Origin of the sequence: Sporofaciens musculi (assembly GCF_009830285.1) — a bacterium.
Taxonomy (GTDB): Bacteria; Bacillota; Clostridia; order Lachnospirales; family Lachnospiraceae; genus Sporofaciens; species Sporofaciens musculi.
The window spans coordinates 5,062,864-5,085,452 of the sequence record NZ_WUQX01000001.1; the positions used below are offsets into that span (position 1 = coordinate 5,062,864).

Annotated in this window: 30 protein-coding genes and 2 pseudogenes; 2 read left to right on the forward strand and 30 right to left on the reverse strand. The window is 49.0% G+C overall.

All coding sequences use genetic code 11. The features are described 5' to 3' along the window. Window positions 1-36: 36 nt before the first annotated feature. From GN277_RS25610 to GN277_RS25715, 22 genes and pseudogenes are all read right to left on the reverse strand, one after another. Window positions 37-930, reverse strand: coding sequence for an IS3 family transposase (locus GN277_RS25610; protein ID WP_322101285.1), 894 nt, complete (start codon window positions 928-930; stop codon window positions 37-39). A gap of 15 nt (window positions 931-945) precedes the next feature. Then, window positions 946-1,197, reverse strand: coding sequence for a transposase (locus tag GN277_RS32240; RefSeq protein ID WP_322101273.1), 252 nt, complete (start codon window positions 1,195-1,197; stop codon window positions 946-948). After that, window positions 1,080-3,038 (reverse strand): group II intron reverse transcriptase/maturase, encoded by a 1,959-nt coding sequence (gene ltrA / locus GN277_RS25615; protein ID WP_244324914.1) that lies wholly within the window; start codon window positions 3,036-3,038, stop codon window positions 1,080-1,082. The genes GN277_RS32240 and ltrA overlap by 118 nt, the downstream gene beginning before the upstream one ends. Before the next feature lie 741 nt (window positions 3,039-3,779). Beyond that, window positions 3,780-4,724, reverse strand: a pseudogene (locus tag GN277_RS25620) (VirB4-like conjugal transfer ATPase, CD1110 family); the annotation flags it as partial. Window positions 4,725-4,749: 25 nt separating this feature from the next. After that, entirely contained in the window at window positions 4,750-5,172 is a 423-nt protein-coding gene (locus GN277_RS25625) for a PrgI family protein (RefSeq protein ID WP_159755438.1), read from the reverse strand. 1 nt (window position 5,173) lies between these two features. Beyond that, window positions 5,174-5,677: a DUF3849 domain-containing protein gene (locus GN277_RS25630; protein WP_159755441.1), complete on the reverse strand. Its 504-nt coding sequence runs from the start codon at window positions 5,675-5,677 to the stop codon at window positions 5,174-5,176. 54 nt (window positions 5,678-5,731) lie between these two features. After that, window positions 5,732-6,352 (reverse strand): septation protein SpoVG family protein, encoded by a 621-nt coding sequence (locus GN277_RS25635; RefSeq protein WP_159755444.1) that lies wholly within the window; start codon window positions 6,350-6,352, stop codon window positions 5,732-5,734. Between the two features lie 11 nt (window positions 6,353-6,363). Then, window positions 6,364-7,233 carry a VirB6/TrbL-like conjugal transfer protein, CD1112 family gene (locus GN277_RS25640; RefSeq protein WP_159755447.1) on the reverse strand — a complete coding sequence of 290 codons (870 nt, stop codon included), beginning with the start codon at window positions 7,231-7,233 and terminating at the stop codon, window positions 6,364-6,366. Window positions 7,234-7,248: 15 nt separating this feature from the next. Then, window positions 7,249-7,332: pseudogene (locus GN277_RS25645) on the reverse strand (Maff2 family mobile element protein); the annotation flags it as partial. Between the two features lie 94 nt (window positions 7,333-7,426). After that, the gene (locus GN277_RS25650) at window positions 7,427-9,091 is read right to left on the reverse strand and encodes a recombinase family protein (RefSeq protein WP_103242569.1); all 1,665 of its coding nucleotides are present in this window, start codon (window positions 9,089-9,091) and stop codon (window positions 7,427-7,429) included. Between the two features lie 6 nt (window positions 9,092-9,097). Then, window positions 9,098-9,295 carry a hypothetical protein gene (locus GN277_RS25655; protein WP_103242568.1) on the reverse strand — a complete coding sequence of 66 codons (198 nt, stop codon included), beginning with the start codon at window positions 9,293-9,295 and terminating at the stop codon, window positions 9,098-9,100. A 253-nt stretch (window positions 9,296-9,548) separates the two neighbouring features. Next, a complete protein-coding gene (locus GN277_RS25665) occupies window positions 9,549-10,916 on the reverse strand; it encodes a virulence-associated E family protein (protein ID WP_172474441.1) in 1,368 nt (455 codons plus the stop codon). After that, window positions 10,882-11,529 (reverse strand): CHC2 zinc finger domain-containing protein, encoded by a 648-nt coding sequence (locus GN277_RS25670; protein WP_103242566.1) that lies wholly within the window; start codon window positions 11,527-11,529, stop codon window positions 10,882-10,884. The genes GN277_RS25665 and GN277_RS25670 overlap by 35 nt, the downstream gene beginning before the upstream one ends. Before the next feature lie 124 nt (window positions 11,530-11,653). Further along, window positions 11,654-13,243, reverse strand: coding sequence for a MobQ family relaxase (gene mobQ, locus GN277_RS25675; protein ID WP_103242565.1), 1,590 nt, complete (start codon window positions 13,241-13,243; stop codon window positions 11,654-11,656). Between the two features lie 76 nt (window positions 13,244-13,319). Continuing rightward, window positions 13,320-13,778, reverse strand: coding sequence for a hypothetical protein (locus GN277_RS25680; protein WP_103242564.1), 459 nt, complete (start codon window positions 13,776-13,778; stop codon window positions 13,320-13,322). Between the two features lie 18 nt (window positions 13,779-13,796). Then, on the reverse strand, window positions 13,797-14,336 hold the full coding sequence (locus GN277_RS25685) for a hypothetical protein (protein WP_103242563.1): 540 nt from the start codon (window positions 14,334-14,336) through the stop codon (window positions 13,797-13,799). Window positions 14,337-14,727: 391 nt separating this feature from the next. After that, window positions 14,728-14,892: a hypothetical protein gene (locus GN277_RS25690; protein WP_159755453.1), complete on the reverse strand. Its 165-nt coding sequence runs from the start codon at window positions 14,890-14,892 to the stop codon at window positions 14,728-14,730. Window positions 14,893-14,913: 21 nt separating this feature from the next. Continuing rightward, complete coding sequence (locus tag GN277_RS25695; protein ID WP_103242562.1) at window positions 14,914-15,429, reverse strand: DUF5720 family protein; 516 nt, start codon at window positions 15,427-15,429, stop codon at window positions 14,914-14,916. Then, window positions 15,426-15,719, reverse strand: a complete 294-nt coding sequence (locus GN277_RS25700) for a DUF3847 domain-containing protein (RefSeq protein ID WP_103242561.1) — start codon at window positions 15,717-15,719, stop codon at window positions 15,426-15,428. Before GN277_RS25700 ends, GN277_RS25695 begins: the two co-directional genes overlap by 4 nt. Continuing rightward, window positions 15,712-16,050, reverse strand: coding sequence for a MarR family transcriptional regulator (locus GN277_RS25705; protein ID WP_103242560.1), 339 nt, complete (start codon window positions 16,048-16,050; stop codon window positions 15,712-15,714). The genes GN277_RS25700 and GN277_RS25705 overlap by 8 nt, the downstream gene beginning before the upstream one ends. Then, entirely contained in the window at window positions 16,040-16,231 is a 192-nt protein-coding gene (locus tag GN277_RS25710) for a hypothetical protein (RefSeq protein WP_103242559.1), read from the reverse strand. Before GN277_RS25710 ends, GN277_RS25705 begins: the two co-directional genes overlap by 11 nt. A 137-nt stretch (window positions 16,232-16,368) precedes the next feature. Further along, the gene (locus tag GN277_RS25715) at window positions 16,369-16,563 is read right to left on the reverse strand and encodes a hypothetical protein (protein WP_159749058.1); all 195 of its coding nucleotides are present in this window, start codon (window positions 16,561-16,563) and stop codon (window positions 16,369-16,371) included. A gap of 320 nt (window positions 16,564-16,883) precedes the next feature. Here GN277_RS25715 and GN277_RS25720 point away from each other — a divergent pair, with 320 nt between their 5' ends. Beyond that, on the forward strand, window positions 16,884-17,693 hold the full coding sequence (locus GN277_RS25720; protein ID WP_103242557.1) for a helix-turn-helix domain-containing protein: 810 nt from the start codon (window positions 16,884-16,886) through the stop codon (window positions 17,691-17,693). Window positions 17,694-17,784: 91 nt separating this feature from the next. Here GN277_RS25720 and GN277_RS25725 read toward each other — a convergent pair whose 3' ends face one another. From GN277_RS25725 to GN277_RS25735, 3 genes are all read right to left on the reverse strand, one after another. Further along, window positions 17,785-18,186, reverse strand: coding sequence for a hypothetical protein (locus GN277_RS25725; protein WP_103242556.1), 402 nt, complete (start codon window positions 18,184-18,186; stop codon window positions 17,785-17,787). 101 nt (window positions 18,187-18,287) lie between these two features. After that, window positions 18,288-18,506 carry a SymE family type I addiction module toxin gene (locus GN277_RS25730; protein ID WP_103242555.1) on the reverse strand — a complete coding sequence of 73 codons (219 nt, stop codon included), beginning with the start codon at window positions 18,504-18,506 and terminating at the stop codon, window positions 18,288-18,290. Then, window positions 18,458-18,646, reverse strand: coding sequence for a hypothetical protein (locus GN277_RS25735; RefSeq protein WP_103242554.1), 189 nt, complete (start codon window positions 18,644-18,646; stop codon window positions 18,458-18,460). The genes GN277_RS25730 and GN277_RS25735 overlap by 49 nt, the downstream gene beginning before the upstream one ends. A gap of 138 nt (window positions 18,647-18,784) precedes the next feature. Between GN277_RS25735 and GN277_RS25740 the strand changes: the two genes are divergently transcribed. Further along, on the forward strand, window positions 18,785-19,111 hold the full coding sequence (locus GN277_RS25740) for a helix-turn-helix domain-containing protein (protein WP_103242553.1): 327 nt from the start codon (window positions 18,785-18,787) through the stop codon (window positions 19,109-19,111). Window positions 19,112-19,151: 40 nt separating this feature from the next. Here the strand turns inward: GN277_RS25740 and GN277_RS25745 are convergent, their stop codons facing one another. The 5 genes from GN277_RS25745 to GN277_RS25765 form a co-directional block, all read right to left on the reverse strand. Further along, window positions 19,152-19,529 (reverse strand): TnpV protein, encoded by a 378-nt coding sequence (locus tag GN277_RS25745; RefSeq protein ID WP_103242552.1) that lies wholly within the window; start codon window positions 19,527-19,529, stop codon window positions 19,152-19,154. Further along, window positions 19,489-19,761, reverse strand: coding sequence for a helix-turn-helix domain-containing protein (locus GN277_RS25750; protein WP_004060877.1), 273 nt, complete (start codon window positions 19,759-19,761; stop codon window positions 19,489-19,491). Before GN277_RS25750 ends, GN277_RS25745 begins: the two co-directional genes overlap by 41 nt. A gap of 135 nt (window positions 19,762-19,896) precedes the next feature. Then, window positions 19,897-20,055 carry a Maff2 family mobile element protein gene (locus GN277_RS25755; protein ID WP_159755456.1) on the reverse strand — a complete coding sequence of 53 codons (159 nt, stop codon included), beginning with the start codon at window positions 20,053-20,055 and terminating at the stop codon, window positions 19,897-19,899. Window positions 20,056-20,327: 272 nt separating this feature from the next. Then, window positions 20,328-22,055, reverse strand: coding sequence for a VirD4-like conjugal transfer protein, CD1115 family (locus tag GN277_RS25760; protein WP_159757203.1), 1,728 nt, complete (start codon window positions 22,053-22,055; stop codon window positions 20,328-20,330). A gap of 50 nt (window positions 22,056-22,105) precedes the next feature. Next, a complete protein-coding gene (locus GN277_RS25765; RefSeq protein ID WP_159755459.1) occupies window positions 22,106-22,576 on the reverse strand; it encodes a PcfB family protein in 471 nt (156 codons plus the stop codon). Window positions 22,577-22,589: the final 13 nt, after the last annotated feature.

Genomic DNA, 22,589 nt, shown 5'->3' on the forward strand with positions numbered 1-22,589 from the left:
TCTATGTCAATACTTTAGACAAAAAAAGTTGAAAGATTATGCTGCTTTTTTGAGTTCCTCATCCTCCTTTTGCTGTGGTGTCAGATAACCGATAGAGCTATGGATCCGTTTACGGTTATACCAGCCCTCTATGTATTTAAAGATTGCTCTGCGAGCTTCCCTTAAATCCTGGTAAGTATGAAGATAGATTTCTTCCTTTTTCAGTACGGAATGGAAAGATTCCATACAGGCATTATCGTATGGATTTCCCTTACGACTAAATGAATGCAGGATTCCTTTACTGCCCAGGCAGTCTTCAAATGCCTGGCTCGTATACTGACTTCCAAGATCACTATGAAGGATGATCCCCTCGGTATCCCTGACATTCAGGCATGCGTTTTCTACCGCTTTAACCGCCAGTTCCGCCGTCATAGATGTGCCATAGGCATACCCTATAATCTTTCGGCTGCACAGATCCATGACAGAAGCCAGATAGGTCCATCCTTCTTTCTGTACATGGATGTAAGTGATATCCGTACACCATTTCTGGTTGATGGTCTCCGTCCCAAAATCACGCCTCAGGATATTTTTCTTATCCTCCGGGATGCTGCCATGGTTGGCATGATGATTGTACTTCTTTACTACGATAGAGCGCAGTCCCTGCTCTGCCATATGCCTCTGCACCCTCTTGACGCTGCAAGGTGTACCATTATCATTCAGCACACGGCATATTTTGACAGCCCCATACCTTTGTTTTGAGTCATCATATGCCTGTTTCACTTTCCTGCCGAATTCCGCATATGCCTTCTGCTTATTTGAGGGTACACAAACCAGAGCCTTGTAATAGGTACTCCTTGGGAATTTCAGAGCGCTGCAAAGCTGAGATACACAGTAGCGGGTTAAGTTGTTCTGGATAAAGGAAACAATCTCGGCTATTGTTCTTTCGCGAATATGGCGGTCGCTTTTTTAATATTTCATTCTCAATCTTAAGGCGTTGGATTTCTTTCTGGAGAGCCTTATACTCCTTAAGGGTGACCGTCTCCTCCCCGGATACTTTGATGGGGAGAGCTGTTTTACCCAGTTGCTGAGTGTGCTTCGATTTACGCCATATTCACGCTCCAGTTGCGGATACGAGGTTCCTCCGGCATTATACAGATCCACGATCTGCTGCTTGAATTCCGGAGTGTAAGATTTCTGGTTTTTCGCCATGTAAAACATCTCCTTTGCTTTTTCACTTGATAGTATAGGTTGTTCAACTTTTCCTGTCCACACTTATATACTAACACCACAAGCACCAATACAAGATTCTCATACTTATCACTGCCGCCAATGCTTTTTGGCTTTTTGTGATGACAGTGAATTTCTGATATACACTGAAATTCCTTTCCGGTTACTGCACACTTTCCCCATTGTGCGGAGAAAAGTGAGATACGGTTGTCCGCATATTCCGTACTGCGGCTGTATGTAGGCGCCCGCATTAGCTGTAACAGTAAGAAAGTGTTTATCCGTAAATTATCATGGATTTCACTTCTGCCTGCCGCTGTATAAGCGCATACTTTCCGCCGCTGGCTCATTGGATTTTTACATTGAACATAGCTTATCGGATAAATCGGCTCTTTGGATTGTGCGATATATTTTAGCTGTTCCGATTTCCCATATCTTTGGATTTCCATTTTTGTAAGGTCCCGGCCTTTTTCTTTTAGTCGGTGTGTTTTTCCAGATTTCAGCCTGTTTTTAAGGACAGTATTAACAGCCTTGCCAATATCACCGCAATCAATGCTGATGTCAGTAGCTAACTGGTAATAATTCTGGATTCCCATGACCATTGAGTTGAACAGCCGGACTTCTCCGGCTTCCCCTCGGCCTTTTCTTGGAAATTTAATATTCCCGACCTGCTTTGTCAGATTGGCCTTGACCTTTTTGTATGCTTTGTCACACATATGTGATTGAACGACGTACTTTTTCCCCTTTTTGCGTAACCTGATTTTGAAACCGAGAAATTCGGAATAGCTTCGTCTGGTATCAACAACTCTCGTTTTCTCTGGCGAAACATCAAGACGTAAGCGTTCTTTCAGCCAATGCGTTACTGCAATCAGCGTCCGGTCTGCCTGCTCTTTTGTCCTGCAAAGAATCCGAAAATCATCTGCATACCTGACGATATACATTTCTTTCAGACCCGTGTTCCGCATTGCCCGATACGCATGGCTTTGTATCGGACAGCCCGCCGCATTTTCTCTGTGAGAATAGTTTTCCGTTACCGGATTGCACTGCCACTGGCTTTCTATCCAATGGTCAAGTTCATTCAGAACCACATTTGCCAGCAGAGGGGAAATAATGCCGCCCTGCGGCGTTCCCTTGGTTGGGTGTTCTGTGTGGCCGTCCGGCATGAGGATTGGTGCTTTGAGAATCCTGCGGATTACATAGAGCAGTTCTTTATCCCGGATATTCAGCGACCATAACTGTTTTATCAGCTTTGAGTGGTCTACATTGTCAAAGAAGCCTTTAATGTCAAACTCTACAACATAGTAAAGTCCTGACCTCTGCATAAGCCTGTAGATTGCGGCTATCGCATTTTCAACCGACCGGTTCGGGCGGAATCCATAGCTGTTATTGCTGAATCTGGCTTCGCAGACAGGCTCCATGACCTGCTTGATACACTGCTGAATCAGTCTATCCCAGATACAAGGGATTCCCAGTGGTCTGGTACTCCCATTGGGCTTTGGGATTTCTTTGCGTCTCACGCTTCTTGGGGTGTAGCCGTTTTTACCTCCCTTTACGATTTTACATACCCTCGCTGTCACTTCATCAGCGGTAAGTTTACCAACATCAGAAATTTTCAGCTTGTCCGTTCCTGGCGTAAAACTCCCGGTATTAGATTTGATATTCCGATAGGCCAGCAGGATATTTTCTCTCGAAAGTATCACTTCCATCAGACCGTCAAAGATTTCTCCGGCCTGACTTCTGGCATACAGTTCATCAAAGGTAGTCTGCATATCGTAGTATTCGGCGTGGCGGAGATATTCCACGCATTTGGTTTTTGCTTTCTTCTCATTTGGCATCAGGCATCACTCTCCTTTATGGCGGGTGACTTCTTTTTGTCATACTCGCAATCCTAATTGCGACTAAGCGCTAAGTTGCCTGTCTGACTGACTTGAGGCCATCCCTCCGTTTTCCTCTTTTTCGCAGAAAACATCATCGGTTCGACCTCTGCTTTTCAGCAGTAGTGCAGCAGCTTATATGATTCGCCTGCTTACTTCCCAATGATAGAAGCCTACTGCCTTTCCTCGTTCCAACAATCCTATCTTTACATATACCTTTAGGTCTCCGCTTTAAGCCTGTCAGCTTGAACACGCCTGTAACGTGCTATGGTGTTTCATAACATCAATTTTTACTCCACCACACTGACTAGCGATTAACGCTACCGGCACATTTCTATGCCGTCATGGTATAGACCCTTACATTCGCGGTTTTCGTCAGTCATATTTCAAACATTCTGACCTTGGGTATTTTGTAGACCTCCGGCCTATAGGCAGCACCGTCCACCTCTGGACAGCTTTCGTGGGGCTGGTAATTATCCAGCAATCCATACGGCTGCTCTCAGCCGACTTCACCGAGCTTCTGACAGGTCAGTTTTCATTTTCACCCGCCAGTCGGAGTATTAAGGGGGCGTTTCAGGGCGTTACCCCGTCATTCCACCTCTCGGATTGTTAGTTCTCCTAACATTTGAAATTTTCGTTCTTTTGTTAGTGCCTGATTTTGTCCTTCAACTACGAAGGCTTTGTTCAGGAACGAGTCGCACTGATATCCATATCGTACCCTGCGCGAACTGCTTTCTTTTGTTCCTCGATCTTCATCTTGTCAATATCCGTCAGCTTGCGTTTGATGGTCTTGATCGCCGCGCTCTGGTCTATAGACTGGATATGCAGCGTCACCACCATGCCATTCTCCAGGTCAAGGAAATCCGCCAGCATACGGTCGGTCAGTTCCGGCGCTAAAATCTGGATAAAAGAAGCTGCCCCGTAAGTCCGTCCCACCTTAAAATACTGCCCATTCTGGAAGGTGAAGCTGTCCGGCGCAATAAAATCTTTACTGGAAAGCCCCGTCTGCCAGATCGCATCCCACGAAAAGTGAAATTTCCTCTCCCCGGCCGGGTGGAACATCTGGTGCAGGATAGAAAGACGCTCATAGCCATCCAAAGTTTTCGCCTTTACCCCAAGCACTTTAAAGTTCGCCATAATATCAGCTTCGATCCGCTCCAGCCGCGTCTTTGCGGCTTTCAGGTTCTCAGCTTCCACACCGAAGGTGATATATTTTGTCTTTGTCAGCCCGTTGTTGCCCCGTGAAAGCTGTCCCCGCAGCATCCCGACGTATTCACGCCTGATCTGGTTAAACTTATCCTCCTGCTCTGGTATGTCGATAGACTTCCTGAAACGCTCCATATCCGCCCTCTGGTTCAAAAAGGAAAGCTGGAAACGGATGGAGGAATCAAAATAGTTGAGGAAATCGCACCAGTTCTCAAAAATAATGTTCTTATCCTCGTTCTGGGCAAGCTGGTAGTTGATGTCAAAAAACTCCACCTGCTTTGTAAAGTAATGCCCGTCCACATCACAGATGCCGTCCCGGTGCATCTCCCGGTAAGGAATCGTCTCCTGCGCGGATTTCGGGATTTTCCCATCCCGCTTTGCTTTCTTCACAGCGGCGGCAAGCCTCTTTTTTTCCTGCTTTGTAAGTTTCGCCTCCGGCATGAGCCTTATCGCCTTTAAATCCTCCTTATCCTTTTTGTACTGGTTTTTTGCGGCCTGCAGGTTTCTTTCCTGCCTTGCCTGTTTCTTTGTTTTCAATCTGCTCTGCCTCCTTATCAAAATCCGCCTGCCGCATAAGCGCGGCATAGCCATTGTCTGTACGGTAGGGCCTTGCCGGTGGCCGCATGAAAGAAACGCTGATAAAATTTTTCAGCACTTTTTCAAGCGGCTGCCCGTCCTTCTCATATATCCCAAATGCAAAAAAGGGAAGCATCAGGCCAATCATCAGAAGGGCGGCTGATTCATTCCCTATGCTGCCACGGGTAAAGAGATATGCGGGGATTCCCACAAGGCCGCCCAGCCCGAAGGTGACAAGCTGCCGTTTTGTCAGGTTGAACGCCACCTTTGTCTTTACTTTTGTCAAATCCTTTGGCACAGGCACAAAAGGCATCTTACCTCACCTCCCTGTCATTTGTTTTTGCAGCGGGCTTTCCGGCCGGGACAGACTGCATAGCAAGCTGCCCCCTGATCGACGGCTTTTCAGGCTGTGCCTTTGCCGCCTCCCTCTCACGCCGCATCAGGCTGATAAACCCGTCCAGCACAGCCGGATGGCTCCCCACCTTAAAATCCTGCCCAAAGTCATAGCCGTGCGGATTGATTCCCGGAATGTCGAAACTGCCTGCCCACTCCTTGTTGCTATGGGAAAACCGCCCGTCATACTCCAGATGCCGGACAGTGTTTGCCAGCACCCAATCCATACGGTCAGGGCCGTATTCCTCCATGACTGTGTTCAGGCACTCTTTTTTCAGGTGCATCCCGTCAAAATTCTCCCGGATCGCCGTCTCGATTGCCTTTTTACAGGCGATATTCAGCTTATGTGATTCCCTGAAAAGGGCTGTTTCTCCCACGGCCCTTGCTTCCTCCGGGGAGCGTTTATAAACCTGCGGATATTCCACTTTCTTTCCCTCCTTCCGTTTTCATTTTCCATGCAGGGCACAAAGGGCGGCACATCAGCGCGCACCCTTATCTGCCGTCCTCTGGCCTTCCGGTGCCGGGCGCGCCGCTGCCTCCTTTGCGGCACTCTGCAACGCCCCGCGCAGGGACGGCTTCTCTACCGCTTTCTCATATTCCCCTTTGACAGCCGCGTCCAGCGCTTTCCGCATCTCCGCCGTTGTGGGGCAGCAAATGTCATGGTACTTCCCGTCGCCGCCCTTGCTGCTGGGCATGGCAACGAATTTTCCCTTTTCACTGTTCATGACACGGATTCCATTGACGGCAAAACAGCCGCCGATCGTTGCACTTGCAAAAGCAAGCAGGTTCCCCGATTCTTTCTGCACAGGATAGACTTTTACGCTGATCTCCATTGTGTTATTCTGTTGTTCCATTTTGGCCTCCTTTTGATGATCCATTTCTAAGGGCATAAGCGCCCCGTTTTCGTAACTGTAGCCTGCTTTCCTGACCGCATCCAGCGTATCAGCCGATACGCGCCCATTTAGTGTAAGGTCGGTATCTATTGCAAACAGAAGCATATCTTTCTCATTAAATTCCTCCGGCAGCTTGCCGTTCCATGTGCGGCGCATCTGCCCGGTTTCATCCATCCGGTATCTGGCAGGCATCCTTTTTTCTTCCATATCCGTCCCCCTTAATGTGCATTAAAGATTGAGCGCGAGATTGAACTTGTCTTAAAAAGTGAAAAACATAAGAGCAACGTATACCCGGCACACTTCCAGATAGCCCCGTGGATGTTCGCCGCATTTCCGATATTTGACACAAGGACGGAATAGACTGCTATGCACACCATGATGAAAAAGCCCTGCAATCCAAGCGCCACAAGCCCGCGCAGGTAGTTGTTCCCCATCTGTCCCCATTCCCTATTGGTCATGGTGGCAAAAGGGATTGCACCCACGGAACAGTAAATATAGATTTCCACCATGCGCCCCACCAGTACCAGCATGACGCAGACAGACAATATCGGGGTAGTAATCCGTATCAGAACGGTTTCCACTAAAAGCCCGAACAGTTCCCCGTTTCCCATTGTCTCAAGCTGCGACGTCAGGCTCCCCATGACGGCATCAAACTGGATGTTCGTATTCCCGGTAATCACCCCGGCACTCTGGCGCACCACATTCTGCGACAGTTCAAAGATCGCCATTGTGATGTCAAAAGTGTGCGTGACAAGGTAGGTAGCAACAAATACCTTGAAAATCCATTTGAAAATATTGAAAGTGTCAAAATCGTGCATGTTGTTCTTCTCGGTAATCATACTGATTAGCTCATAGCACAGGACGAATGTTAAAATAATTCCGGCTATGGGGACGATCACGTTATCCGACAGGGAGCGGATCATGGAAAACACCCCGGCATTCCAGTCCTGGGGTGTTTTTCCTACGTCCGCCGCCACGTCCCCGACCGCTTCATTTACCTGGTCGAACAGCCCGGAAAGGTTCCCTGTGATGCACTCAATCAGGAACTCTTTTATCCACTGCCCGATCTGGTCGAGGATATTCAGCATAGGCTCTCACCTGCCTTAACCAAACAGGTTCGCCAGCAGGGGGATAAGCTGCATACCGATCAGCGCAACGCCGCCGCCCGCCATGAGCTGTGTTATCCCCAATTAGTAGGAACAATACAGCTTTCTGGCGGGCGGCGGCACGTCAAGAAATATATATGGAGTTTTTAAAGAACCTCCCCGGAGCGGGGAGCGGTCAGCCTGTGACCTGCTCCACTTCCGGTATGGGTTTGAGATTAAAATGAATTTCGATGGAAATGTGTCTTGTCTTGTCGCTGTCTATGGTTTCATGGACAACGATTTCTTTCATCAGGCGGTTCAGGATGGAAGCGTCCAGCACGGTGATGTCCCGGTATTCCTGTATGGATTCCACCCACTGCCTTGCGTCCACGGCAAGCCGGATTTCATCGGCAAGGCGTTTCCGGCCTTCCTCAACCTTGGCTTTTAATTCCGCCTGTTCCTTCTGTGTCTTTTCCAGCAGGAGATTGAAGTTTGCTTCTGTGATTCGTCCGGCTACCATGTCCTCATAGAGCCGAAGCACCATTTTTTCCAGCATTTCAATCCGTTCTTCGTCTTTGGCAAGGGTGCGCTCCATCGCTTCCCGCTGGTCTTTCTGCCTGGCATGGCAGGTATCGGTCAGCCGTCCGGCTACTGCTTCACTGTCTGTCAGGGCAGCGGCGGCGCACTCCCGGATTTTGTTCAGCACAAGAGAATAGAGCGTGTCAAATTCAACCCGGTGCTGTGTGCAGTGCTGCTTCCCATAGGCATTATAGGTCTTGCAGGAGAAAATACGCTTCGGGAACTTCTCATGCGTGGTGCGGATGGTGAGAGCCTTTCCGCACTCCCCGCATTTTATCAGCCCTGCAAAGAGGTTGATTTCCCCGGATTTGCCCGGTCGCTGGCGGGATTTCAGTTTTTCCTGCACAATCGCAAAGTCCTTTTTGTCCACCAGCGGCTCATGCGTCCCCTCCACCACAATCCAGTCCTCCGGCTTCTTATCCCGGATAGTGCCGATTTTAAAGCGGTACTCGGTCTTTTGGGAAGCGATTGCGCCGGTGTAGACGGGGTTCATCAGGATTTCCTTAATCACGGAGAAGTCCCAGACGTACCGCCCGTTTTCCGGGTCTTTCTTTTCCCATTTGGTGCGGATGTTCCGGTGTCCCCGCTTCCGGTTCCACCATGTGGGGCAGGGGATTTTTTGCTGCTCCAGCCTGCGCCGGATGTAGTTGGGGCCTCTCCCTTCCAATGCCCACCCAAAAATCTGCCGGACAGCGGGGGCGGTTTCCCCGTCAATGAGAAGGTGATTCTTGTCCTCCGGGTCTTTCTTGTAGCCAAATGGGGCGATACAGCCGGTGAACTGCCCTTTCTGCGCCTTTAGCACATAGGAAGAATGGACTTTCTTGGAAATATCCTTGCTGTACATCTCGTTCAGGATATTTTTAAAGGGCGCAATGTCGTTGTTGTCCCGCATGGTGTCGATGCCGTCATTCATGGCGATATAGCGCACGCCGTTCCTTGGGAAGAAATCCTCGATAAGCTGCCCGGTCTGCAAGTAGTTCCGTCCTAACCTCGATAAATCCTTTGTAATGACAAGGTTTACCTGTTTCCGCTCAATGGCTTTCAACATCCGTTTCAGGTCGGGGCGTTCCATGTTCAAGCCGGTAAAGCCATCGTCCTGATAGACTGCCGTAACCTCCCATCCCTGCTTCTGGCAGAACTTTTCCAGCATATCCCGCTGGTTCTCGATGCTGGCACTCGTCCCGTCAAGGTCGTCGTCCTTGGACAGCCTGCAATAGATAGCCGCCCGGAAGCTCCCGGCAAGAAGTGTGTCCATCCCTGCATATTCAAAAGTGTTCATCATAACCGTTTACCCGCACAATCCAGACGGAACACGGTCACATTGAACCTCGTCTTTATTATATCTCATTTCTTGTGTTTTAGCAAGATATTCTTTATCTATTTTTCTGCTGTGCTTCTGTGCGATAAGGCTCACGAAAACGTCCGTAGCGTCCAGCTCGCCGTCAAATACTGTGGTGACATGAATCTCTGTTTTATTTTTCGCCATAGGCAGTTGTCCTCCATACATGAAAACAGCCAGACAGGGAAGGTCGGCAACGAAGTCCGGCAACGGGCTTCAAAAAACCTTGGAACGAATCCTTGTCTGGCAGTTGGGTTATTTTATACTTTTTCTTTTATTTTTCTGTTGCTTTGGTTGTTAAAGGGGAGAAAAGCCGATAGTTACGGGATTTTCCCCGGCAACCGGCCCGGCAACGGGATAGCAACGAAGTGTGCAACGGGCTGTCTTTTGCCGGATTTTTTCAGAATGGAAGTTCCATCTGCTCCGGCACCGGCATAAATCCCTCCGGGGTTTTTCCCGCCCCGTTGCCGGTGTCCGTTGTCAAGGCGCAAGCGTCAGCTTTTGCCTTTTGCTCCCGTTCCCATCCTTTTTGTCTGCCGTATCCGGCAAACATCCGGGGATTGGAGAAATACTTCCAGCCGGTGACGCACTGGTTCATTATCTCGTTGATTTCCCGGATTTCCCATTGTTTCGGCTCGTCAAAATCATGGTTCAGGGCTTCTTTGTATAGCTGTTTGGAGCAGACCGTATCGCCGGGGTAGCTGTCAAGGAAAGCCTGTATCATCCCGGCTTTGGTGTCCTCCGGCATAAAGTCCCGCTGATGTTCCTTTAGATAGCGCACCATTTCCGGGCTGAATGTCAGCTTCCATCTGCCGCTTTTGTAAATCTCCATCGCTTCCGCCCACACTTGGTTTAAATAGGCTCTGGAAGCGGCTTCGTCCTCTAAAATGTGTGTTTCCGCCTGCTCCGGGCATACCTGTATGGGAATAAAACGGCGGTTGCCGGAGCGGTCAAGGGGCAGGAAGTCAAGGGCATTGGACGTGCCGCCAAACACGCACTGCCTTGGGCGGTCTGCCGGGTGGGTTTCGTAGGGTATCTTGTAGACTTCCTTCTGGCGGCTCAAAAATGACTTGATTTCCTCTATGCTCTTTGCGTTTGCGGTGGCAATCATCTCCGACATTTCGATTATCCAGTGACCTTGCAGCTTCCGGTATACGTTGTCATCGTCCAGTTTCCGCAAATCGTCCGAAAACCACTCGTCTTTGACTGCCAGCAGACGGAAGAAGGTGGACTTCCCGGCTCCCTGACCGCCTACCAGACAGAGCATGACTTCAAACTTGCAGCCAGGGGAAAATGCCCGGTGGATGGCTCCCAACAAAAACAGGCGCAGGGATTGGTATGTGTAATCGTCCTCACCGGCTCCCAGAAAGTGACGCAGGCAGGAGCGTATCCGCCCGGTTCCGTCCCATGTCAGGCCGTTTAAATAATCCCGGACAGGGTGGTAGCTGTTCTCATTGGCGGCAAGGTCGGCGGCGTCCTGTATCTTTTTCTCGCTTGTCAGGCCATAGGTCTTTTCTAGATACAGCCGGATATATTTCATGTCCGTGTCGGTCATGGGGCTTCCGGTGGCTCTTTTGTAGCCGATTGGCCTTAAAATATCGGTGCGGTCGGTCAGCAGGTTGTAGGCAACCGCCCCAGAAAGGAGCGGGTCGCACTGGAACACGGTCAGGCAGTTGCTCATGCTGTTGCGGAAGCCGCCTTTCTCGGTGGTTTCCAGCATGGCCTTTACTTCCTCAATGCTCCGGGGCGGCTCTGCGCTGTCTGCCATGTTCGCTATTTCCTGCCGTATCTGGGGCGGTAAGTTCTGCCATCCGTCTTTCAAGGTTCCTCACTTCCTTTCCGTGTCCTGTGATAAGGGCTGCCCGCTCTGGAAGTTCCCCCGATAGAAGTACGTCCATCAGATATTCCAGACGGCTCATGTTTTGCAGGGCTTCTATAAACCGGGGATTCCATGCTTCATCCGGCTGTTTGGGGGCGTATTCTTCCTTCCAGCGGCGCAGAAGATGGTAATAGTCGGACAGCACCCGGAAGCAGTGCCGCTCCATGCGCTTAAATTTCTGTTCCTCCGTTTCCCTCCGCAGGCGTGGCCTTATGGGCTGCTTCCCGGCGTTCCTCCCGTCCTCATAGGGGATGGAGAAGTCCTGTGCCAGCATGAGTGCGGCTTCTTTACTGCCGATACCGTGGAGCCGGGAAACAAAGTCAATCACGTCCCCGGTGGCTCCGCAGCCGAAACAGTAAAAGCGGCGGTCAACCTTCATGCTTGGGTTCTTATCGTTATGGAATGGACAGACGCACATCCCATTCCGGTTTACTTTGATTCCGTAACGCTCCGCAGCCTGCCTTGTGGTGACGGACTGTTTCACGGCTTCAAATACGTTCAATAGGCGTTCCCTCCTGATAATCCCAACGTGAGCGACACAATGTCGTTCACGTTGTCTGTAAATCCGTCTTGTTCAAATGAACAAGCACTTGCCAGCGATTTACAATCACAAAACAAGTGCCTGTTTAAAGTTCCATATTCTGTTGTTTCTGTGTCCGGGGCGGCTGGCGTTTCTCTGCCTGCTCCTGCCGGATGCGTTCCTGCCGCCCTTTCAGGTTCCCCTGTACGGACGGTTTCTTCCCCGGCTCGGCGGTCTGTCGGTACTGCTCGGATGGCAATACCTGATTGAGCCAGCGGCGCACATCCCGCAGCACTTTTACATCTGCCTGAACCGCTTCCAGTTCCTCCCCCTGTTCCGGCAGGGCAGAAGCAAGCTGTTCCCGTTCCGCTTCCAAATCTTTGCGAGAGTAGGAATTGCCTTTCAGGTTGGCTTTAAAATACCGGATGGCGGCATGGTAAGCGTCCAGTTCCTCCCGGTGGCTCTCTGCAAACTGCTCTTTTTTCTTCTTCCAGCCGATAGCGGCGTACTCCTTATGGACTGGCTTGTTTGCTTCGTATTTGTCAATATAGGACAACATGGTGTCGATGGCTTTGATACGCTTCTCGCTTTTTTTCACGCTCTCCATGACAGAAACGGCGGTCTGGCTGATTTCGTCCAGCCGGGTGTCAAGGCTCTCTATGGTGGAGATTCCTTTTTCCCGCAGAAACTCCATTGCCGCCTGTACCCTGTTGAAGTCGGCAACTGTGCCTTTGAGCTTCCCTCTGGAAGTCCAGTCGGCACGCTGTCCGCTCCGCAGTTCTAAATACTGTGAGAGCAGCTCCGGTATGGTCGGTTCCTTCGTCTGCTCCAATGCTTCCATCAGGGCGGCTTTTTTCTCTTTTAAATCGGCAATCCAGCCTTTTAAGTGGCGCACCATCTGGCGGATGGACTGCATGAGGGAGTTGGCGGCTTTGATGTCCCGGTTCAGGTTGCCAACGTTGGTCTGGATTCCTTTCTTCTCCATCTGGCAGGCGGCTGGCCCCATGTGGACGGTGGGGATTTTATCAATCCCCTGTCGGGCATAGGAGCGCAGGTCAAGCCGTTCCGGGCGGTCGTTGGCTTCCAGATAGCGGTTGGCCGTGTCCGCCCATCCCTGCCGCCAGATTTCGGCATACTTCCGGTCGTTCCAGTCTACGGTGTTCTCCTTGTGGCTTTTCCATCTGCCGGACGGGAGCCGGATTCTTTCGCCGTTCCCGTCAAGGTCATATACCTTGTGGCATTTGGGGAGCCATCTGCCTTTTTCGTCCATCGCCCGCATGGTGAGCAGGATATGGGCGTGGGGGTTGCCGTCCCCTTTGTCATGGATGGCAAAATCGGCTATCATGCCTTTGGAAACAAAAAACTCCCGGCAGTAGTCACGGATAAGGTCGGCGTGCTGTTCCGATGGGATTTCCCTTGGGATGGCAAGCACGAACCTCCGGGCAAGCTGGGAGTTCCATTGCTTTTCCTGTGCTTCGGCAGAGTTCCATAAAGTATTGCGGTCTGCATACTCCGGCGGCACATGGGGCGGGAGCATGATTTCTTTGTGGGTGACTTCGTTCTTGTAGGGATAGTGTTTCTGCTCTTGGTCGTATTCAGAGAACAGTTTCTCGCCGCTCTGGTAGGCGGCGGCAGAAACAGCGGATTCATTGTTGCTCCGCTTAATGATTGTGATTTTACAGTGCGGGCATGGCAAGTGTGCGCCCTCCTTTCTCCCGGATTCCGGGCAGAAAAAAAGCAGGAGACCTTTTTTCAGATTTCCTGCTTATTGCTTAATATTCCTTGTTTTTTAGTCTATCAATACAGCTAATATAATACAACAAATATTCTGTATTATTTTCATAATCATATTGACCAATACCTTGCTGAATCACTATTTCTAATTGAAGTTTAGCACTATTGCTTATAACATACCTTGTTCTTAGCTCAAATAAAATATAAACAAATTTTTCATCTTCTAATTTTTCATTATAAGCCTCATTTTTTGATGTAGATAGTAATTTGTATGCTATAAACTCAAAATCTTCTGAAGATAAATGCAAATTGTTATTAGTAATTGCATTTATAGCATTAAATTTTTGGCTTTCTAAAAAGAAATTTGTAAAACTACTTAATGGTATTTCTATAATATCAACTTTTTCAGACAACCATTTCAATGTTTCCTCAAAAGATTTAAAACCCGGAATAATTTGAGATTTATAATTTCTTATAAATTCATATCTTTGCTTCATAATATATATTTTTCCTGCTTAATTAATGGTAACAGTTCCCGAAAATTCTACTCCTGATAACCATGATAGAGATTTCATATTATACCCCTGTAAGCCTTTTGAAGTTACTTTAACTTTTTCAATATCACTATCTAATTTGAAATCACCTATTTTTACAGACCCAACAGACGCAGCGGTTGTATTTTTGGTAGTGTAATTGGTGCCGTCTCCAAATGTTTTATAAACTTTACTTGATAATAGGTTAGCACTTTTAACCTGTATTTTTTTATATCTAAAAGCATTGTACATTTCGTCACCTTCCCACAATAGGTATAACTCACAATCCTCACTTGTGCCATCTCTAATCACGGAAGCATAAATAACGGTTGCCCCTCTGGTTGATTTCTCTTTTGAAAGAGTATAACAATATTGTTCAAAATCTTCCTTACTGTCAAACTGTAAAACTGGAATTTCAACTTGCGTTTCTGTAGAAACTTTATCATTTGTCATTGCAAAAACTGGCATTGAAGATGTAATAAAAAGAACACAAGTTAATAAAAATGTTAAAAACTTCTTCATGGGTATCCTCCTTAATCATTATTACACATAGATTACAATTACGGCTTATTTTATAAAATCATCAGTATCCCTCCCTTTTCCTCTTTTTGTGCATATTCTACTATATTTTTTTATTTATGTCAATATCATTATAGAATAAGCACAACAAAAAACTAATAAATTTATTCGATTATTCAAAGGCAAAAGGGTAGCTGGCGGCAGCCAGTGCAGGGGAAGCGTAGCGTCCCCTGTTTGATTTGGAGCAGACCATGACTGCGGAAAATCACAGCCCTCCGGCAAGGAGCCTTCGGAGAACGCAATTCACCAACCTCTGGGTGGTGTATAATTGCGCCCTCTTTCAGAGGGGGATTTTCCAGCTTGTCGCTTTGGAAGCCAAAATTGCAAGTGGAGTTTATGGCAGTTGGAAATCAGCCGTACCAATTACGCCATAGGCGGCATAAATCAGAACGCGCCCGGCTCGTTCTGATTTTTCACACATGGAAAGCCGCCAATGTGAGCGCGCCTGACTCGTCCACGTTAAAACTTCCCTTGCAAAATCAAGACGCGCCCGGCGCACTTTGATTCTGGAACGGGCTTTTTACCGTTCCTGCTGTTTCGGCTTCTTGTCGGGATAGAGCTTCCCGGCGACAACGGCAGCATGACTCTTTATCTTGATTTCCCCTTCCTGCTCGCTGCGTTTTGCGTTCCGGTAGCCTTCATCGGAGAGGAAGAAACGGAACCGCTCCCCCTTAAAACCGACAAAGCACTGCTTCTGTACTTCCAGCGTAATCATGTGCCGGGTTTCCGGGTGGAACCGTTCTATCCCTAACAGGTCATGCCCCTGCATGATTGGCTCCTGTGCCTTTGCCGCCGCAAGCCGCTGGCGGATGGAATTGTCACGCTCTGCAAGGAACCGGGCTTTTGTGGCGGCAACAAACTGGCTGCACTCCGGCTCCGGTATCTTTTCCAGCTTTCGGATGGCGTTCTCCACGATTGCCTTTGTCAGTAAGTCCTTTATCACCGGCACGGTTTCTTTCATGCCCGCAAGGGTTTCCGCCTTGGTCGGTGCGGCATATTGATAGATGATGTCCAGTTCACTTTTTGAAAATTTCACTCTGCGTCCTCCTTCCAGTTTTCTGCAAGAACCTGTTCCACAAGACGTTTGGTGTCGCTCCGGCAGAACAGGACTTTTAAGATGGTGCTGACCTGCCCATCCGTCACGGATTCCGGGTGGGGGAGATGGCTTTCCAGCATAGCCCCTCTGGTACATAGCCGGTGTGTCCGTTCCTTCCGGTTCAGCGTCTTTATCTGGTGTTCCAGCATTTTCTCCTTATGCTGCGCCCGCCGCAGTCTGGCTTCGGTCTTTTCAATTTCCTGATTCAGTTTTTCCAGCTTTTCATTCATGGGCGGTGTCCTCCTTCGGGAGCAGGATATACATATGGCTGACCTCCCCGATGCCCTGACGGACACGCATAATCATCCCGGCCTGTTCCAGCTCGTTCAGTGAACGCTTGCAGGTCTGGGGGCTTCGGGAGAGTGCCGCCGCTATCTCCATGACGGGGAAGCGGATGAACAGAATCCTGTTGCTGTCCTCGGTTCCCCTTGTCAGGATTTCATCCAACAGGCGGGCGTACATGACCTTTGCCGTATTGCTGACCGGAAGCCGGAGCATTGCCTTTGGGAGCGGCATACAGGGCGGCAGGGGCGTACTGGCTATCATAAATTCACAATTCATTGGATGGTGTCCTCCTTTTGGCTCGTTTGGATTGGTAGCGGGGGCAGTCGATAATGACAGCCCGGAAACCCTGCTTACATTCATGCTGGCATTTCCGGCAGAGTTCATTGTAGCTTCTGCGCCCCCGGTCGTTCAGGAAGAAAGCAAGCTCTTTCTTCAACTTCTTTGACATTCTCGGCATGGTGCCTCCTTCATAGAAAAACCGCCCGATTCAGCAGTAACAGCCGGAATGGGCGGGCAGTGGTTTTTTGTGTATCGTTTCGGGGCGATTTTCAGGGGAAATACAGCCGTAGAGCCGCCCCAAAATCCCCCTTAGTATTACGGACAGGGCAGACTATGCCCCGTGAAATTGTTGTGTTTCGGTATCGTTTCGGTGTTCATTTTGCCGGTTCCCTCTGCTGTCGTTCCTGCCCCCGTCTTTGGCGGCGTTTCGCTCTCCTTGGTACGCTCGTTCCGGTCAGGGTTCCTCCGTTTCCCTGCCGGAAGTCGTTGCGTTACATCGCCGGGGAGCATATCCCATACAGGCCGGTCATTCGATTGGAATAATCCATCGATGAACTGCCTATATCATATGACATTTTTGTACCATGTGCCGTATGTCCACGAATCAGGAATGAAGCCCAAAATCTGAAAAATTCCACGATTGCGGAAAAGGCTTCCTGCTGGACGGGTGCAAAAATCAGATGTGCATTTTGCACTTCTGAAAATCCGGGCAAATCAAAAGCGCATTTTGCGCCTTTGAAAAGAATCACAAAGGGAAATGCGCCCGGCATGGATATGTGGTACAATGGGGATGGCGGCAAAAGCTGGCCGCTGGAAAGGAGCAGGAAGCCATGAAACAGGGGATAACGGTTCAGGAGCGGTTAAAGGATTTAAGGACGGAGCGGCATTTAAAATTAGAGGAACTGGCGGCGGTTACGGGGATTTCCAAATCAGCCTTGGGAAGCTATGAGAATGACGAACTAAAGGAAATCAGCCACAAAAACCTTGTGGAGCTGGCAAAGTTTTACGGTGTGTCAACGGATTACCTGCTCTGCTTGACAGAGAACCGGAACCATCCGGGCATGGAACTTACGGAGCTGCATTTGAGTGACAGCATGGTGGAGCTGTTGAAAAGCGGGCGTATCAACAACCGGCTGCTGTGTGAGATTGCCACACATGAGGATTTTATTACCCTGATGACGGACACGGAAATTTATGTAGATGGTGTGGCAACCGCCCACTTCCAAAACTTCAACAGCCTTCTGGAAGTCCTGCGGGGGCAAGTCCTTTCCCAATATCAGCCGGTGGAGGAAGATGCTGCGTTAAAGGCGTTGGAAGCTATGCAGGTACAGGAAGAAGATTATTTCTGTCAGGTCACGCACCGGACTTGGGACACTATCCTCCATGCCATAAGGGAAACGCACAAGAATGATACGGATAGTGCGCCGGACGGCTCCAATGGCATGAAGCTAATCAAGGACGCAAAGAAGGCGCTGGCCGTGCCGGGTTCCTATCTGGATGTGTTCACTGCCCTGATGTGTACGCAGCTACAAATCCGGTATGAGAAGCTGTCGGAGCAGGAGCGCACGGTTCTGAAAAATGTTATGAAGAAAACTCCGGCATATAAGGATTCACCGTTGAGCAGAATGAAACGGAGATAAGGAAATGCCGTTGCTTGGGATTTTTCCATGCAACGGCATTTTGGGTGGTTCTTATTCAATTTTTAAGCGCACAAACTGGAAGTTGTGTTTTTTACGCTACTTCCTCCCACTTCAACTTTGGATACAGCTCTCCTGTTTTAGCAAAATGGAGAACACATTCAGCAACCAGATTCAAATCATTGAGCGCATTTCGCTTGAGAACTGGAGTCTGTCCGCTGATATTTACAGGAGCGTCCTCTTTGGATGTACCATATTCGGAATTGACAGGCATATACATATGAGCCTCTTCATCTTCACCATATGTGTTAAAAGCCAGAGCCGCCCAATCATTCTCAATATCTACAGATAGAAAATCCTCTTCGCCATATTCATCCAAAGCTAACCATGCAGACCTACAATGATTTTCCCGAATTTTGCACACCAGTTTGTCTACAGTTTCTTGTGTAATAGGTTCCCCTTCACTATTAAGAAAACGAATAGCAAAATCACTCATATAAATTTACCTCCCTATTCCGATTTGTCGATAGCTTCATTATACCGCAGTCACTTTCCAGAGGGAATAGATTTTCCGAAAAAATCATTGTATCATAAACATTATTCTGTTGAATCTGCTCTTGTTCCGTTTTTTGTGATGATAAGCTGCCCCTGCTGGCATTTCACGGTGATTTTGTCCCCTGCGGAGAATCCAGCCTGTTCCAGCCACTTACCTTGTAAAAGAATCTGCGGCGGAGATTGCTTGTAATTGCCACGTCCATAGCATACAGTCAGTTTGCGGTCGTCCATCCGTCCTCCTTCCCCGCTGCCTGTCGGCATACGATTTCAAATACATTCCCGTCCTCTGTCCTGACAGTGAGCAGGCTGTTCCGCTCATCTGCGTTCAGGTCAACAATCCCCATCCCTTCACTGTCGTTTAGTAAATCAAAAAGCCTGTCCCTAAAATAGTTCAGTTCCATTCTGTTGTTCCCCTTTCATAGTTTATAGTCTACTAGCTAATATTATATAGTCTTTTAGAATCTATTGCAATCCCTAAGTGTGATGTAGTCTAAAAGTGTACAAAATAAATGCTAATAGCTTATGAAATGGGTGGCATTATGGAAGGTAAAGGATTAGGCAAACGTATCAACATGGTGAGGAAAGACCGGGGATTCACGGCGGACAGGCTCTCGGAGCTGTGCAATATCAACGCAACTTACCTCCGGCAGATTGAAGGCGGGATAAAGGTTCCCAGTCTGCCCGTATTTATCAATATCTGCAACGCACTGAAAATCTCCCCTGATTATCTGCTGCGGGATGCGCTGGAAGATAATGAGGTCAGCAAGATACGGGAGCTGGCAGAGCTGTGGGAAAGCACGTCGCCCAGCCAGCAGGAAATCGCCGTTGCCATGATTCGGGCGGTATTGGAGCGCAGGGAAGGTTAGAAAGACCAGCCGGGTAGTCGGCTGGTCTTTCCACATCCAATCAAATATAAATCAACTCACTGTTTATGATTTCCTCTGCCCGGTTGCGGATATTGTTCATCCGGCCTACCCATTCAAGCTGGTTCCGGGCTTTCAGTTCCTCGGTCACTCCTTCGGCGGCTTTCATCTGCTCAATGATTAAGTTAAGCCGTTCTTCCGCCTGCTCGTTCAGGTCGGCAAGGTATATCCATAATGTCCCGGTCAAAATAAGGGAACTGTACCGTGCCGGATGCTCCTGTTTGAGATATTCCCGGTGCAGCCTCCCATAGCGTCCGATGGGGCGGTTCTCCTCCGGCAGCTTCAAGTCCGGGATATAGTAATCACCTGCCAGAATATAATCAATGCCGTTCTCTGTGATTCTTTCTTTCAGTTTTTCCATTATCGTTCCCTCCTGTGGCGGAAGGCTCGTCACTGGCCAGCTCAATCACGTCCATAATGCCACAATCCAGTGTTTCACAAATACGGGCAAGTGTGTCCATGCTGATATGTTTCCCTTCTTTGCCCATGTTGGCAATCATATTTGTGGTCAGGCCAGCGGCAAGCCTTAAATCTTCTTTCCTCATGTTGCGCTCTATCAGTGTGTGCCAGAGCGGTTTGTAGCTGATGTGCATGTTTCTCCCTGCCTTTCTGCCCCGGATGGGCGCTTGCCCCCATTATATCAGGTTTCTTGCTAACTCACAAATATTTCTTGACGGTATCGCCGGTTCCGTCTGGATTGTGCTTTTCCTTTCCTCTTTTGATTACCTCTAATTAGCCATGACCTGCTTCATGCCCTGTGATTTTGCGCCGGGATTGTCATTGCCGTAACCTTCCAGCAGGTTGATAACGCCCCATACGCCAAGACCTGCTCCGAGTGCGATCACAAGTACCTTCAAAGTGTCGATTGCCGCTGTAAAAAATTCCATAATAATTGTCGGGGCCAGATTTCAGGACACCGTTTTATAGCTGTTTTTGTTCTCCCGCAGTTCCCCAATAAAAAAACCGCCGCACCAGCAAGGGTCACAGCGGTAAAAACGGTTATGAAATTCAGCCCCTCTCCTTTCTTATTTTGGTTTATAGGATAGGGGTCTGCGGGAATCTTCTGTTGCATGGTGGGTGCGCGTATCCTGCACCTCATTACTGCCTCACTTCCTTTCATTTTTCTTCCAGCCCATATAAAAATGCCGCCGAAAATGATTCAGGCGGCAGGGCTGCCAGGGTCAGCCGGTGCTTCCAGTTCACACACCTCAAATTTGTCCTCCGGCTTCACTTTCAGCCGGCGTTTTACGAATTTCGCCACATCAAATGTATTTTTCGGGTCGGCATCTGACAGGTACTTGTACTGCGGGTGCTTTGTGATGTCAAATTTATCCGAGAAAAACGGGCGTACCCCCTGCACCTGCAAGATACATTTGCCGCCGTCCATAACGGCAAGTTCATCCGGCGTCATCAGCTCCTTTCCAAGTTTCTGGTAATTCAGCCCATAGCTGCGCTGGCTCCCCCGCGTATCGGACGTGTTAAACGTGTCTATGGTCTCCTTTCCGAGCATGGCTGAAATCTCCTTTAACGTGCTTTGTTCTTTTCCGCCCAGAAAAAGGACACAGGAGCAGTTACCGATAATAGTCTCCGCATGGTCTTTATAGACTGCTTTTAGCTGGCTCTGGGTCTGGACGATCACATGGGCAGATATTTCCCGGCTCCTGATCACTGAAATCAGGTGTTCAAAGTTCGGGATTTTCTGGTTCGCAAATTCATCCAGCAGGCAGGTGACATGTGTTTTTAACGCACCGCCATTTTCCAGTGCCTTGTCACAGAGGGTATTGAACATCTGTGTATAGACCATAGATGCAATGAAATTGAATGTCGTATCTGTATCGGACACGATACAGAACAGGGCCGTCTTACGGTCTCCTAATTTATCCAGTTCCAGCTCATCGTCCATCATCATATCCCGGACTTCCTTAATGTCAAACGGTGCCATCCGTGCGCCACAGCTGATAAGTATGCTTTTCGCCGTCTTGCCCGCCGCCATTTTGTATTTTTTATACTGGCGGACAGCGAAATGCTCCGGGTCGCGCTGTTCCAGGCGGTCAAACATCATATCCACCGCATTTTTAAAGGTTTCATCCTCCTCCCGGACTTCGGAAGCGTTCAGCATCTCCAGCAGGGTGTTTATGTTTTTCTCATCCTCCGGGGCTTCGTACCAGATATAAGCGATCAATGCCTGGTAATACAACGCTTCCGCTTTCGCCCAGAAATCTTCCCCGCCCTTGCTGTCCTCCCCTTTCGTATTCTCCATGATACAGTTGACCAGCTTTAAAATGTCATTTTCAGACCGGATATAGCGGAATGGATTGTATTTCATGGATTCCTTGAAGTTTATGGTATTGAGTATTTTTATCTCGTATCCGCCGCGCTGAAGCATCTTTCCACATTCCAAAACGACGGTGCCTTTCGGATCAGTGACGACATAGCTTGCGTTCATCTGCATCAGGTTTGGCTTCACATGGAAGCGGGTCTTGCCGGAGCCGGAACCGCCGATAATCAGTACATTTTTATTGATGTTATATTTGGGTATCTTATTTCTCCCAAGCATGATCCGCTCTGTCTGCGTTAAGAGGATGTTGTCCGGGAATTTAGGGTCGATAAAAGGCTTTATGTCCTCCTGTGTCCCCCACCTTGCACTGCCATACTCTACGCCATGACGGTATTTCTTTGCGTTTTTCCCTTTAAGGTACACCACTGCCCGGACTGCCGCCGCGCCTGCCACGCCGATCAACAGGTCGCGGGGATGGAAACCCGGCAATGGGTTTTCAGTGATCGTTGCCCCCAGGCCGGACACCGCCGCCATCATCTTTGTCACCGCATCCGCGCCTGCACTGAGCCGGTAGCCCTCCGCGATCTTAGAGAAAAACCAGAACATCATCACATAGGGGAGGTTTGGGACAACATATTTTTTTATGTCAATACTGCCTTTCAATGCTCAATCCCTCCTTTCCCGCGGTGTTTCTCCCTGTCTGCGGACTGCCTGCTGACAAGTTCCTTAAAGTGGGAAAGCTGCTTTTTCAGCGAAGGCTTCCCCCTCTTCCGGTTTAATGTTTTCGCAGTATATTCCGCAAACGCGGCATTTAAGGCGTCCGCATCACGGGCCTTGAAAAACACAAGGTACTTTCCCTGTGACGGGTCTTTTTTCAGCGCAAAGTCCACACCGTACTTTCTTGCGACACGCTCAAAAGATTTGATATTCTTATCCGTGATCTCAATGTTCTGTACGCCGCCGCCCTGCTCCACAAGGCTTTTTACGCTCTGTTTCCCGTGCTGCGGCTCATTTGCCTGCCTCTGGTACTGGCGTATTGCCCATTTCAAAAGGTCTGCTGTCAGCTTCCCGCCGTTTTTTCCCACCCGTATCACAAGCGCGACGGATTTATCCCTGACTTCATCCTGCATCCGATAACCTCCC